The sequence below is a fragment of the Psychrobacter sp. SZ93C1 genome (genome assembly GCF_015864635.1).
GTDB lineage: Bacteria > Pseudomonadota > Gammaproteobacteria > Pseudomonadales > Moraxellaceae > Psychrobacter > Psychrobacter fozii.
In genome coordinates this window covers 181,229-195,096 of the sequence record NZ_JADYWY010000007.1, presented here as the reverse complement: position 1 = coordinate 195,096, position 13,868 = coordinate 181,229, and the positions used below count along the sequence as shown (strand labels likewise).

At 43.2% G+C, this 13,868-nt stretch carries 10 protein-coding genes; 5 read left to right on the top strand and 5 right to left on the bottom strand.

Features of this window, described 5'->3' with window-relative positions; translation table 11 throughout:
• Positions 1 to 178: 178 nt before the first annotated feature.
• Complete coding sequence (locus tag I6E83_RS10545) at positions 179 to 1,063, bottom strand: hypothetical protein (RefSeq protein ID WP_110923173.1); 885 nt, start codon at positions 1,061 to 1,063, stop codon at positions 179 to 181.
• A 424-nt stretch (positions 1,064 to 1,487) separates the two neighbouring features.
• On the opposite strand from I6E83_RS10545, the gene I6E83_RS10540 reads away from it, so the two are divergent.
• The 5 genes from I6E83_RS10540 to I6E83_RS10520 all read left to right on the top strand — a co-directional run bounded on the left by I6E83_RS10540 (position 1,488) and on the right by I6E83_RS10520 (position 6,002).
• Positions 1,488 to 2,513 carry a siderophore ABC transporter substrate-binding protein gene (locus I6E83_RS10540; protein ID WP_110923174.1) on the top strand — a complete coding sequence of 342 codons (1,026 nt, stop codon included), beginning with the start codon at positions 1,488 to 1,490 and terminating at the stop codon, positions 2,511 to 2,513.
• A gap of 206 nt (positions 2,514 to 2,719) precedes the next feature.
• Positions 2,720 to 3,697, top strand: coding sequence for an iron chelate uptake ABC transporter family permease subunit (locus tag I6E83_RS10535; protein ID WP_227680921.1), 978 nt, complete (start codon positions 2,720 to 2,722; stop codon positions 3,695 to 3,697).
• A gap of 36 nt (positions 3,698 to 3,733) precedes the next feature.
• Complete coding sequence (locus I6E83_RS10530) at positions 3,734 to 4,870, top strand: iron chelate uptake ABC transporter family permease subunit (protein ID WP_197101778.1); 1,137 nt, start codon at positions 3,734 to 3,736, stop codon at positions 4,868 to 4,870.
• Between the two features lie 14 nt (positions 4,871 to 4,884).
• The gene (locus I6E83_RS10525) at positions 4,885 to 5,643 is read left to right on the top strand and encodes an ATP-binding cassette domain-containing protein (protein ID WP_197101776.1); all 759 of its coding nucleotides are present in this window, start codon (positions 4,885 to 4,887) and stop codon (positions 5,641 to 5,643) included.
• Positions 5,644 to 5,678: 35 nt separating this feature from the next.
• On the top strand, positions 5,679 to 6,002 hold the full coding sequence (locus I6E83_RS10520) for a hypothetical protein (protein ID WP_197101774.1): 324 nt from the start codon (positions 5,679 to 5,681) through the stop codon (positions 6,000 to 6,002).
• A 74-nt stretch (positions 6,003 to 6,076) separates the two neighbouring features.
• On the opposite strand, the gene I6E83_RS10515 is transcribed toward I6E83_RS10520, so the two are convergent.
• The 4 genes from I6E83_RS10515 to I6E83_RS10500 form a co-directional block, all read right to left on the bottom strand.
• Complete coding sequence (locus tag I6E83_RS10515; protein WP_197101772.1) at positions 6,077 to 7,426, bottom strand: PepSY-associated TM helix domain-containing protein; 1,350 nt, start codon at positions 7,424 to 7,426, stop codon at positions 6,077 to 6,079.
• Between the two features lie 145 nt (positions 7,427 to 7,571).
• Positions 7,572 to 9,875, bottom strand: coding sequence for a FepA family TonB-dependent siderophore receptor (locus I6E83_RS10510; protein WP_197101770.1), 2,304 nt, complete (start codon positions 9,873 to 9,875; stop codon positions 7,572 to 7,574).
• 534 nt (positions 9,876 to 10,409) lie between these two features.
• Positions 10,410 to 11,168: a siderophore-interacting protein gene (locus tag I6E83_RS10505; protein ID WP_197101768.1), complete on the bottom strand. Its 759-nt coding sequence runs from the start codon at positions 11,166 to 11,168 to the stop codon at positions 10,410 to 10,412.
• 244 nt (positions 11,169 to 11,412) lie between these two features.
• Positions 11,413 to 13,464 carry a TonB-dependent receptor domain-containing protein gene (locus I6E83_RS10500; protein ID WP_197101766.1) on the bottom strand — a complete coding sequence of 684 codons (2,052 nt, stop codon included), beginning with the start codon at positions 13,462 to 13,464 and terminating at the stop codon, positions 11,413 to 11,415.
• Positions 13,465 to 13,868 lie beyond the last annotated feature (404 nt).

The following is a 13,868-nucleotide window of genomic DNA, read 5'->3' as shown; positions in this document are numbered from 1 at the left end:
GTTATGGCTTAGTATTGATACGTTTTGTCGTGTTATACATCTATTAATTAAAATCATGATAAGAGTTAAAACAGATAGTTATAGATTTTGAAGCTGCTTGTCAGAAAATTACTTTTACTGAGGTTACTTTTATAAATAAATAATACTAACTATCAGGTAGTAGACTTCATATAAACCTTTATTGGACAACAACTGACATAGTAACGTTACCCACGACAGCTACCCCGCCTCTTATAAAAGGCTTTATTTTACTATTACCCATTCTCCTTTTAACTTCCCGAACTGCATCTCGATCCTTACCACTAACATTTATACTTTGAATCACACCTTGTTTTGTCACAGTAAACCGTATCGTCAAGGTTTGGGATTTACTAGAAATACCTGTAAAATCTGGCGCTACTATCCATGATGCGTCGCTACCACTAAAACTCTGTGGCGTATTGCTTGCAGCAGCTGCGGCTTCTGCATCAGCCTTTGCCCGTGCATCCGCTTTTGCCTGCGCATCGGCGGCAGCCTTAGCAGCAGCGGCATCTTTTATTGCTTGTGCAGCAGCGGCATCTTTTATTGCTTGTGCATTGGCATTGGCTCGTTCTTTCTGTTGAGCTAATAACTCATCTCTTCTCGCTTGCGCTGCTTTCGCTGCCAATATTTCAAGCTGCTTATCAGCCGCTTGCGTATCAGGGCTCTTTTTGGGTGTAGTGTCTTGTTTAGCAGGTGGCGGCGTCAATTTGGCAGGTTTAGGCTTCTCTACTGGTTGCTTTTTCTCAACAACTTTAGGCTTGGGTGCAGCAACTGGCTTCGCTTTTGGCTTAGGTTTAACCTCTCTGACTGGCTCTGGATCTTCTTTCAGATTTATCTCTTCAACCTCCACAGGTGGCGGAGGTGGTGGAGGCGTAATCAGCTCTATCTCAATAGGTGGTGTTACCTTTTCTGGTTCTACTTTCATCTCAGGCGTTTTGACCGCCGCTAATGCTACTGCCGTCAGCACATGCAATCCCACAACTACCGCAATAGTCGCAAGCGTCAACTTAGGTGATGGCGCGTCTAAATTCGTTGAACTCATAACACCCTAATATTAATTAACTGAGATAGAATGGCGTAGATAATAATGCAAACGATAATTATTATCAATAATAAATTGAGATAATTGCTCTTTTATTAATACAATTATAACAAACCGAGTCTACCTTGTTAATAAAAATCATTATCATTTATATTGATAATGAATCTCAATTGCCTTATCATTGCGGTTCTTGAGTTGTTTATCGAAGATTACTTATTGAATACTATCTCTTATTTTACACCGTAAGATAATTAAACAATTTAAGTTATAAGTGCACAACCACCTCATAAAAACTATAACAGTTAAATAAATACCGCCGAGCATTGTCTGGTATATACATCACATTGGACAAACTCATTTCATTTTTATATGGGTAATCATTTTTTTAACAATCTGCCCAAACTGCTAATATACCGAGTTATTTATGTCTATCGCTTTATTGTCTAACCGCTCTCCTAGCACCTTTTTTAAACGCCCATTACTGACTGCTATGACGACCGTACTCGTTGCTAGTATCAGTGTGGCAGGCTGTAGCTCACCAGAATCAACGGACTCTGAGCCAACAGATACCACGACTGAAAATCAAACTGCCGACAACAGCGCTGCTAGCACTATCACAGTGGATACCGTAAAAGGAGACGTCGAGTTAGCGGTAAACCCATCGCCAATCGTGGTGTATGACATGACATTGATGCAGGATTTGGCAGCGCTTGATGTGGCTATTGATGGCGCGCCAGCCACAACACCTCTAGATAACTTACAAGCCAAAAATCAACCAGCACCTGCAGGCGTCGGTACGGTATTTGAGCCAGATCTTGAGGCATTGAATGCTATGCAGCCGAAAGCTATCTTAGTTGGCTCACGTATGGCTGAAAAATATGACGAGCTCTCTAGCATTGCCCCAACGCTAGACATGTCTATCGATACGGCCAATATTTATGAATCAAGCAAACACCGCTTGGCCGATTTAGGCGCATTGTTTGGCAAAAGTGAACAAGCCGTTAAATTACAACAAGACATTGACGGTTTGATTGAAGAAACCAAAGCCGTCACCAAAGATAGCGGTACTGGCCTAGTGGTCATGGTTAATGGCAATAAAATGTCTGTCTATGGTGCTGAATCACGCTACGGCTTTATTCATAATGTCGTAAACGTACCCATCGCTGATGATCAAATCAAAGAAGGTCGTCATGGTCAGCCAATATCTTTTGAATATTTACAAAAGACAAATCCAGACTGGTTATTTGTGGTGGATCGTAGTGCGGCTATCGGCGAAGACAGTGTCGGTGCAAAAGCGGTATTAGACAATCCACTAGTGGCACAAACCACTGCATGGAAAAAAGACCAAGTGGTTTATCTAAGCCCAGATTCTTACCTTGCATTTGGTGGCTATTATCAGTGGATGCAAGATTTGACGACCATCAAAGATGCCTTTACTAACGCTAAGTAAACGCCATCATTGCTTAATTAACTGTTGTTGATGGCCGTTTTTAATGACCGTTTTTATACCTCATCTGTATGCCAGTAGCCGTTATGTCGTTATTTTCACATCGTGCACAGCCCAGCGTTAAAACCAGTACTTCTTCGCCAGCCGCATCAACGGGTTGGAAAAGAAGTACTAGTAACAGTCTAAATGCTAAACATCGCCGTGCCACCATGCCACCATGGTTAATCAACACGGGAAGCCTCATTATTATGGGGCTTTTGGTGTTATTGAGCTTATCTATTGGTGTCGCAGATTTTTCGTGGTCCGGTTTTCTACGCAGCCTTATCAATCATAGCGCCAACTCTGATAGCTCGCTATTTTTAGTCAGCCGACTACCTCGCACTATTGCGATTATCTTGACCGGTATCTCGATGGCAGTTGCAGGGATGATTATCCAAGTAGTGCTAAAAAACCGCTTTGTTGAACCCTCAATGGTTGGTGCCACTCAGAGTGCAGCGCTTGGATTATTGGTAGTCAGTCTACTGTTTCCAGCCAGCGCACTCATTATCAAAATGGGTGTGGCGACCGTCGCAGCAGTATTTGGCATGATGCTGTTTATGCTGCTTATTCATCGGATTCCACCGACAGATTTTTTGATGATTCCACTGATTGGTATTGTCTTTGGTGGCATTCTCGAAGCAGTAACGACCTTTATCGCTTATCAGACTGAGTCATTGCAGATGCTCAGTGTTTGGCAGTTTGGTGATTTTTCTGGTGTACTAGCCGGACGCTATGAGTTGCTATGGCTGACCGGAGGTCTGTGTATATTGGCCTACATCATTGCTGATAAGCTCACCATCGTAGGATTGGGCGATAATATCGCACTGAACTTGGGTATTAGTAAACGGCAGGTCACTTGGCTTGGCGTCGGCATGGTCGCGATGATGAGTGCTGTCGTCGTGGTCACGGTTGGGATGATTCCTTTTATCGGCTTAGTCGTGCCCAACATTGTCAGCCGATTGATGGGAGATAAGTTACGTCGTAGCCTGCCAGCAGTCGCATTACTCGGTGCATCCGCTGTCCTACTCTGCGATATCATTGGTCGCTCTATCCGCTATCCATTTGAAGTGCCCGTTGCGACGGTATTTGGCGTGGTTGGTACCGTGCTATTTTTGTGGCTACTATTGCGCGCTCCGGCTGATCGATAAGCTTGATATTTATGCTTGATACTACAGGATTCGCGTATGTTTTCACCGTCTACGCCTCGCTCTGAAAAAACGACCATGGCTAAAACTAATACGATAAGAGACAGCTCTATAGAAAGCAGTGCCTTGGAAGATAGCACTTTGAAAAACAGTGCTTTGGAAAACAGTACCTTAGAAAATACGGCTACTGCCACAGCTTGGCAGAGTCGTCTGGCACAACTTTGGGCATGGATCGTCAATCATCCAAAGTCGATTGCCGCCGCTATCTTGGTCATCTCGATGCTGCTATTTTTGACACTCAACGTTAATGGACATTGGGACTTTGCCCTACCATTACGTGGCAAAAAACTGCTGGCATTAATTGTGGTCGGCTATGCTATCGGAGTGTCGACACTACTGTTTCAAACCTTAACGCACAACCCTATTCTAACGCCTTCCTTGTTAGGCTTTGACTCACTATATATCTTACTGCAAAGCCTACTGGTGTTCTTTTTGGGTGCGATTAGCTTTACCAGTATCGACCCCCTCGCCAAATTCACACTTGAAATTGTCTTGATGTTTGGCGCGTCATTATTGTTATTTAAGCTGCTATTCTCAAAAAGCAGTCAGGATTTGACGCGACTAATATTGGTAGGCGTTATTTTTGGTGTGCTGTTTCGCAGTTTATCAACCTTGATTGCTAGACTGATTAATCCCGATGATTTTGTCATCGTGCAATCTAGTAGTTATGCGCAGTTCAATACGGTCAATCCACAATTGCTTGGCATCAGCCTAGTTATTTGCCTCATTAGTGCCGTATTTATCTGGCGATGGCGCTATCAATGTGATGTATTGATGCTCGGTAAATCACAAGCCATTAACCTTGGTATCCATTATCAACGTCTCGCATTTGGCCTATTGACCGTCATCGCTATATTGGTCGCCACGGCCACGGCTCTAGTCGGCCCTGTAACTTTCTTTGGCTTATTGGTATGTGCATTGACCAATCGTCTCGCCCGTCATATGTACCATAGCGAGCGGCTGATATTGGTCAGTCTGGTTGCCATGATTTGCTTGGTACTCGGTCAGACCATCTTTGAGCAAGTACTGGGTATGGCAGGTGTGTTATCAGTCGTGATTGAACTCGCGGGCGGCTTGGTATTCTTATTATTAATCTTTACGACACAACGTAAATAAAGACAAGAAGCACTATGATTAAACTAAATAATATTTCATACCACATTGGCAAACAGCAAATCCTGCATGACATTACGCTGTCTCTGCCAAGCGAACAAGTCATTGCTTTAATCGGCCCTAATGGTGCTGGTAAATCCACCTTGTTTTCCGTTATGGCACGCTTGCAACCGCTTCAGTCAGGGCAAGTGTGTTTTGGTGAGCATGATATTGTCAGTTGTCATGCTCGGACGTTATCCAAGACAGTGGCGATGCTTGGCCAAGACAATCAAGTGCAAGGTCGATTGCGCGTGCATGAGCTGCTGATGTTTGGGCGCTATCCCTATCATCAAGGGCAGCCAACCGCTGACGATCAGCAGAAGGTGCTAGAAATTATTGAGCGATTTGAGCTGGAGCTGTTGGCCGACCGCTTCTTGTCGACATTGTCCGGTGGTCAACGCCAGCGCGTACTGATTGCCATGATTGTTTGCCAAGATACGCCGTATCTATTGCTAGATGAGCCGCTGAATAATTTGGACATGTATCACGCTGGTCGCCTGATGCGTGAACTACGAGAGCTGAGTCACAGTCAGCAGAAGACCGTCGTCATCGTCTTACATGATATCAATCAAGCCGCACAATTCGCTGATACCGTGGTCACGATGAAAGAAGGCCAAGTGATGGCTGTTGGTCAGCCAGTCGATGTGATCACACAAGAAACGATGAAAGAGTTGTACAACGTCGATGTGACCGTGCTAAACCATCAAGGTCGTCCAGTGATTGTTGATGCGGTTTAAGGACCGAACTTTGCAAACGAAAAAAGGAATTGTCGATGCATAAAGCTTTATTGAATAATCGATGGATAAACTATAAAAATCTATCTATATTAATTTTAGTGATTAGCTTTTGCTTATTCATTTTTAATGCTTTAAATAAAGAGATAGCAAATACCTTTTTTTGGTTAGGAATCACTTTATATGCTTTAAGATTGGTGGTTATTCCTATGGATTTTACTCAAAACATCTCTTCAGTAGATTACACAAAGAACTACGATGAAAATAATACATGGCATAAATGGGTCATGCTAGGTGAGAGATTTTCTTCCTTTATTTTTACTGTCTTGATAGCATACACAATATTTTTGCAATTCAAGTGATAACTAGGGCATGCCTTTAATGCAGTACATAGCTATTTACTGAATTAAAAGCCTACCTTAGAAATCTGGCAATATTACCTACTCTTTTGCAACGCTTTTAAGCGCTGTTGACGCCCTTTCCACCATAGGTAAACACCAGTAATGGACAATATGGTCACAGCCAAACCTATCAATGCTAAAAATATTTGATACAGTAAATGGCCAATACCTTGACTAATATGCCCCATATGTAACGTCGATAGCCATTGATCAGTTTTGCTGCCAAATGATGAGCTTTGATAGCCAAAGTTGACGCGCTCGATGCTACCTGTCTTGGCATTGACCGTGATAGACGAAGCGCCGCCTTTTTTGCCGATATCTCTATCTGTTTTAAAACGCAGTTGCCATTGACCTTCATCCTCTACCCAGCGTATGCCCAATAGCTGCTGTACTGTCATGCCCTTACTTTTGGCCGCGATGTTCGCATGCTCACTGAGATAAGCAATGCTATTGGCTTTGTTGATGACATAAATAGCATCGACATTACTAGCCTCGTTACTCAAAGCCTCGCCCTTTGCAGCGTCAATCCTCGCACCCCTGTCTGCATTAGCAGTCTGTCCAACTTTCTCACGTGATTTTTTTGACTTTTCTTGTTTTTCGCCTCTGCCTTCGAGTCCTACGACTGCCTGCATGACAGGTCGATAGACTTGCTGTAAATTGAAGCCAACACTCGACCAAGCAATGACAAACAGCATTCCCCAAAGCCACAATCCAAAGGCATGGTGCAAGTCATAATTCAGTTTAAACAGATTGCTCTTGGTACGAATTTTCCATGCTGGTAACCAACGCTTGAGAAATGACGCACGTTTTTTAGAAGATGGTTTTTTTTGCGCGTTTTTCTTTTTAACTGCCCTCGGAAACGTTAAATAAAAACCGATAAAACAATTAATGGTCCAAACGACAGACACGATACCTAATACCCATTTGCCGATATCGCCAAGCAATAAATCGCGGTGCAACCAGAAAACTTTCCACATGGTATTGTGCAATGCCCATTGGTCTTTATCACGGGTTCCAATGATATTACCGTCATAGGGATTCACATACACTTCTTGAAACGGTGCTTTCGGTTGATTTTGGGCAGCCTTACCTCGGGCTCTATCTACCGAAAATACTGCCGACCTGTCTGCCGCTATCGACGTTGGCATGCTAGAAAAATTATGTTCTGGATAGGCACTAAGAACCCTATCATGAAGCACCGCAATAGGAAGATGCGGCGTGTCTTGGACATCAACCTGAGCCAGTTCATGATTGAACACATCGTCCAGCTCTTCATGAAATGCCAATAATGTGCCAGTAATACCAGCGATAATTAAAAAAGCTGCCATGGCAAGTCCCGTATAACGGTGAATCCAAAGACAGCTGAAGCGAAGATTGAATGACATAAATAAATCTGCTGTTGTATTGTGATAGTTATTGATTAGAGAATTTTAATTAAAAAAAACCATTTAAAAAAAGTTACTGACAGCACAAAAGGCCTGAACCAATAGCTCAGACCTTTTTTAATCGAACAAACCCTGTATCTACCTATTAAAAGTCAACGCTAACGTCAAACACATAAGTACGACCCGGCTCATTGAAGGTACGTGCACCGGCATCGGTACTAGTGCCTTCGCGATAAACACCCGTATCAAACAAGTTTTTGACACCCGCACCAACGGTAATCGCTTTTGTCAGATCATAGCGAGTGCTCACATTAGCAATGGCATACGGATCACGGTCGAGCGACAAGGTATCAAGATCGTCACCTGTTGTCACCGAAACATTAGGCGCTTCAATCGTGCCATAGTAGCTCACATCAGCGTTAGCATTCCAGCGAGGCGTAATATCCCAATCGACACCCGTGTTTACAGTAAATTTAGGAATGAGTGATAGCGGCTCGCCATTGTCTTTTCGCTCTGAGCGGAGAATGCCTGTTACGTTAGAAGACCATGACACCGTATCGGTAACAGGGACTTTTACAAACCCCTCTAAACCTTCGATAACAGCCTCGCCTTGATTTTCCCATAAAAATATAGAACGATCTGTCGCTGTATCTACCGCCACACGGTCGACACCAGCACCGATGCGATTATCATAGGCATTATGATAGTAGGTTAAGCCAGCGGACAACCCAGTGCCATCATCATAAGTAAAGGTCAGCTCTTTGTTCCAAGAAGTCTCACTTTCTAGATCAGAATTGCCCAAAACCTGACAGCCGCCGGCTCTGCCTTCATCTTTCACATATTGTGGACAACCATTACCACGGGTATAGTAGATATAATTTGGATCAAGCTGATACAGCGAAGGTGCTTTAAATGCACGACTGACACCACCCTTCACTGACCAATCAGGACTAAAGTGCCAAGTGCTGTTGATACTGGGCGACCAGTTACTACCCGCCTCGCTATGATAGTCAAAGCGTAGACCTGGAGTGATATACCAATCAGGTGTAATCTCGTAATTATCTTCTAAGTAAGCACCGACAAGATAGGCATCAGATATTGGATCACGCTTTTCAGGGTCAGTCTCTACATCACCAAACTCAAAACCATCGTCGAACTCTAGAGTAGAAACGACAGGGTTATCCAGCTTTTCACCACGGAACTCGGCACCGGCTGTTAAAGTATGACGGTCAAAATACATATCCCACTCTGATTTGGCATTGAGCGTGTCATAGGTTGCCTCTACCCATTCAAACGTTTCTCCATCGTCAGGTATGACAATCTGACCCTCACCACCACCAGCACTACCTTCACCCAAGCGCTCATTAACTGTCTTGGTATATTCTATGAAGCTGTTACTGCTGGCGTTATCGTACTCACCGCGGTGCGTGATTGCCGCGCCATAGCGCTGCATTTTATTGGTTGTTTCGCCTTCTAACTCATCCACTAGAGTCTCATTGATGGATTGGAACTGTGAGTCACCTGCCCAGCGATTCTCTTGGCGGCTATAGTTCACTTCAAAACCGACGGTATTCATCGCATCCATTGCATATTCGAACAGCTGACGCACATCGATATTTTCGACACCTTCAGTGCCTGCTGCAATAGAATCGTCTTGCGCTTCTGCTGCATTAATAGAAGGGTCATCCGCTTCACTATCGTGGTAACCAAGAGTGGTACGCGAGGACAGCTTGTCAGTCAATGCACCAGACATATTGACGTTGGTACGCCAGCTACTGCCTTCTAAATCGCTTTCTGGTGCTTCGTAATGTCCACTGACAGAAAACTCCGTTTCTGTTGGGCGCTTGGTAATGATGTTTACGACACCGCCCATGCTACCAGAGCCATAACGGGCTGCTGCTGGTCCACGCAGTACTTCGATACTCTCAATAGCGCTTGGTGGTACCCATTGTGAGTCACCACGCGTGTCTTGCTCACTAGCACGGCCAGGGCGTACGGCATTGCGAGAGGTCACAGGACGACCGTCGATTAAGATAAGCGTGTTGTTTGGACCCATCCCACGCAAATCAATTTGACGCTGGTTACCACGTTGACCCGAAGTCGATGAACCCGATAGATTCACACCTGGCATTTTACGTACAATCTCTGAGATATCATTAGAAAGCGATGCTTTTTCGATGGCCTCTTCGCTAATGATAGACAACCCTGCCGCCTGCTCTAACTCCTCTCTAGCCGCTCGTACCACAATCGTGTCTAGTGTGGCTGTAGGCACTGCTTCCTGCTCAGTCGCTGCTTGCGTCACCATCTCATCGCTTTCTGCTGCAACAGCCGTGCTACTAAGAATAGAGGCCACAGCGATACTGAGCAAAACTTTGCCCGTCACTAAGCGTTGAGAGTTCTTTGGAGAAGTGAGGTATGAATGATCAGAGCGACCTGATTGGTTTAACATAAATAACGTTCCTTGAAGCACTTAGGCTCATTAGTACCTTTCAATTGCACCGACAGCGAATATTTTTAGCCACTCCGTAACAAACATGTCATGAAGTATGCGTATGCAAAGTGTGACTAAAGCATGGTCAAGTGGCTTAAATATCGATGTAAGACAAATTAGTAAAGGTAGGTACTGAGTAGGGTTAAAAGTTTGGTAACGCGACAACTGGCATAGACCAACTGCTTAAAATATGAATCACGATAAGTTCTCTAGAATAGGTACAGCAAAGAATTTTTAACTATTCTGTAATGAACGGAACACACTTTAGCAAGATAGAAAAGATAATGCAAACATTAATGATACTTATTCTCATTAATGTTTGCACACACTACTTAATAACTATATTAAATGTGAAATCAGTGCTTAATATACCTATAGAAACGCCTCATAATGCCGTCTGTATAAGCTAAGAAACGTCAAACTTTATCAGTACCTTCAAGTTCTATCAGAACCTACAAAACCTCAGTGATAGCCTGCATCGTTATATAAATGCTATGAATCAGATTCTGCATCCTGACGCTTAATCACTTTATGCTCATCTTCGCTATTGTCCAGTTTCCAATAGCTCGAAATATACAAATGGGTTTTGGCCACATTTCGGTCATGTTTGAAGTATTGACGTAGTGCTCGCATACTATTGAACTCACACGCTGTCCATACGGCAGCCTCGCCCTCTAACCAAGTCAGTGCTTTGACTTGCTCTAGTAAAGGATAGTGGCTATCGCTTGCCGCTGGATTGATCACCCAATGAATCTCTAGGTTTTGCGGTTTTTTAACAGACTGAATATCAGCGTCGCTTAGCACTTCTATGACGGCATAACCGACTGCGTCATCAGGTAGCTGTGCTAAATTCACCGTGATAGCTGGCAGTGCCGTCATATCGCCTACCAACAAAAACCAGTCTGCCTGATGATTGATCAGCTTTTTTTCACCAGGGCCGCCAATCAAAATCCTATCTCCTATGGCAGTTGTTTTTGCCCAGTGCGATGCCAGTCCTTCGGTACCTTGATGATTGAGACCATGTAATACAAAATCGACATCGATCTCACTGTCACGCTGTTGGACAATGGTGTAAGTGCGCATAATCGGTTTACGCCCTTCATCCTGCGGAAACATCAGCTTGATATAGCCGCTTTCCTGATCGGCGGGAAAACCGTCAAATGCCTCTCCGCCTAACGTAATACGGCGCATGTTGGGTGTGATATCGATAATACTTTTAACCTCTAAAATTCTAGGCGTTGGTTTGGCCATTTTTTATATCCTTTTCTATAAATTTATCTCTAACGTTTAGTGTCTGACAACAACTCAATCAATATTTCTTTAACAGGGGTAAAAATAGAACAGTCAATCTCATATAAACATTAAAAAGCCAGCCACCTCAAAAAGGTAACTGGCTGCTATTAGCTGTCAAATTGACGTGTTCAACATGAATAATCAAATGCCCGTTGTCTAGCTATCAAACCTAGCTATTAATTCTAGCTATTAATTCTAGCTATTAAAATTGATAGGTTAGAGAGGCTTTCACATTTCTTCCGATCGCATAATCCGTATAGTCCGAATCGTCTGAGTAGCGTGATGAATGATTTGCATACGTTTCATCAAACATATTGTAGACGCCTAGCGTTGCTTTCACGCCTGCTAACTGCTGAGGCGTGTAGGTCATGAATATATCATGTACGTCATAGCCTTCTTTTTCGGTATCTGTATCATCACCTGTATTAGGGTTGATAGAGGTCACGTACGTACTGCGCCAGCCTAAATCAAGTGTGTCAGTCGGAGCATATCCCAAGTTAACCATATACTTGTCACCAGAATCATTTTCATCTCCTGTGCCCTGTGACAGACTATAGCCAGACTCTTTACCTTCGCTACGCGCACGCGCATAGCTCAATCCCATATTGAAATTATTGGTACGGTAATCAGCTGAGAGCTCTACCCCTTTAATTTCATAATCTTCATCTGCATTAAACGAGCCTGCGCACGTGCCCGTATCAGAGGCCAGTCCTGTGGTGCAATCAAGGCCGCTTTCGTAAGAAATCCAGTTTTCCAAATCTGTCACAAAGTATTTACCAGAGAGGCGTAACGAATCATCTTCAGTGGTTAAGCCACGGAAAATAGTTGATACACCAACTTCAGTATTACTGCCAGTTTCAGGCTCTAAATCAGAAGAAATATATTTATCTTCACCATTTGTATTACGGATGGCTTCCTGTAAGTCAGGACCATTGAACAACTGGGTATAACTTGCAAATACATTGGTACTTGGCAACACTTGATAGCTAGCGGCAAAAGCGCCCACTACATTGTCGTACGTTTCACCATTTGCCACTTCTTCTGGTGCTTCGTAATGATCATAACGGACGCCAGGTGTTAGCGTTAACTTACCAATCTGCCACTGGTCTTCTAAATACACAGACGTGTTTTTTGCTTCATCATTACCCTGATGAACACCGTCGAACGAAGCATCAGACTCTTTTGTGTAATACTCAACACCAGTAATCAGCTTATGTGAGCCTAACTGACTTTCTATGCGACTGGTGTTTTCTATCTTGCCGCCTTTGGTGATCAAATCAACTTCAACAGCTCCATTGTCTTTATCGAGCTCTGTTTCAGATTGATAAATATTGGCTTTGATATCAATTAATTCATTGGCTGGTTGGTAACCATACTCTAATGTATAGGTATCACGGCTTTGTTTCCAAGGTACAGCAGGGTTCCAACCATTCTCATCAGTTAATGGGAAATCTGCTCGGTTTGCATACATGCCTTCATTTTCTGTACGGCTAAAGCTACCACTGACGTGATGATTGTCACCTAGGTAAGTACCAGCCTTTAACAAAATACTTTCGGTGTCACCGTCTGATGTTTGAATGTCGCGACCATCACCATCTTCACCTGCTTCGGAGGTGCGTTTGCCATAATAAGCCAATAAATCAACATTTTCTGTCGGTGCAGCAAATACGGTCGTTGATGTTAACAGCTCGTTATTATTGCTGGCGTAGCCGGTATGGACTTTTGCACCAATCTTTTGATCGACATCGAGCAAGTCCGCAGCATCAACTGTCTCAAAAGCAACCGCACCACCAATCGCATCATTACCTAGAGTGACTGAGTTATTACCAACTGAAACCTCAGAGCGCTTCAACAAGTCTGGATCAATGACCAAATCTCCAGCATGGTGGAACGCATAGCCTTCTTGACGAGCACCATCAACGGTCACTTTTAGATTCGTATCATCAAAGCCACGAATGCGCACACGTTGATTGATTGCCGTTGTACCGCCTACCGAAGCGCCTGGTACGCCATCTAAAAAGTCACTCAAAAGACTCGCTTGCCCTGCAGGTATATACTGAGCTGAATCAACAGAGTTCTTTTGCAAATCATCACGTACAGAGCTATTGGCTGTCACTGTGATGGTCTGTAACGTGACGTTTGGCACCTCTTCTACAGGAGCTGCACTAGCCGCTTGCGACCACAATACCGCAGCAACACCCATAGATAATACCGTTAATGGGCTAGAGAGCTTTGATGATTTTACTTCACGCATAACGAACTTACTCACTTTATTTACTATTAGGAATTAGAAGTTTTGAGACGATTTATTCAAACGTTGATTGTTTTGAATAACCGCTTCTATTAATGATTAACAACTGCTTTTTGCATGATAGGCATTCAGATGAATAGCCATTTTTACCATGCTAAATCTATCTCATAAATAAAAATGCTAATGATAATTGTTAGCATTTATTGAAGACAGGTATCCTAACTAAATATTAACAATTTAGCAATAAATACTATGATTAATTTCATATTTAGACAGATTTGAAGTCCTAACCTTTCATCAAAACATTCTGATTCCTTATTAATCAAAGCCTTATATAACAGTGCCTTCAACGTAAAACTCATATCCACATTCTTATAATAAATAACCATTATTTTAGAAATAAACAT